Consider the following 661-nt stretch of genomic DNA (forward strand, 5'->3'; position numbering starts at 1 on the left):
GCCACCGTCGGCATGACCTCGCTGGTCGGCTGCTCGGGCGAGGACTTCGCCTCGATCCTGACCTCGCTGGGCTACGCCGCCGAGACCCGGCCCGGCCCAGCGATCACGGTGCCGCTGCTGCCCGCCGCGTCGACGACGCCGGTCCAGCCCGCCGCCCCCGCCGCGGAAGCCAAGCCCGAGGCGACCTCCGAGACCGAGGTCGCCGAGACCGCGCCCGCCGACGCGGCGACATCGGAGGCCGTCTCGGAGCCGGCGGAGCCGAACGCGCCGGATGCGGAGGCCGTCCACGACGACGCGCCCGAGGCAACGCACGAGCCCGAGGCGGCGCCTGCCGCCGAGGAGCCGGTTGCGGAAGCAGCGCCCGCCGAGGAGGCCATCGCCGAGCCGGCGACGGACGAGGCAGGCGTCGAGGCGACGGCGGCCGAGCCCGTCGAGGCGCCGGCGACCGAGGCGGCTACGGCCGAGGCCCCGACGGTCGGCGAGGGTGCCGTCGCGCCGGCGGCCGACGCGATTCCCGCCGAGGCCGCGTCCGAGCTTCTCGCCGACACCGTCGCCGAGGAGCTGGCGACCATCGAGGTGTGGACGCTGCAGCGTCACCAGCGCCAGGCCAACCCGCGCCCGAACCGCCCGCGCGGTGCCGGCCGCGGCCGCGACGGCGCCC

Annotated in this window: 1 pseudogene; it reads left to right on the top strand. The window is 78.5% G+C overall.

Annotated features, from left to right (window positions below):
- A pseudogene (locus FV227_RS29480) lies at positions 1 to 661 on the top strand (helicase); the annotation flags it as partial.

It is taken from the genome of Methylobacterium sp. WL119, assembly GCF_008039875.1.
In the GTDB taxonomy this organism is placed as follows: domain Bacteria; phylum Pseudomonadota; class Alphaproteobacteria; order Rhizobiales; family Beijerinckiaceae; genus Methylobacterium.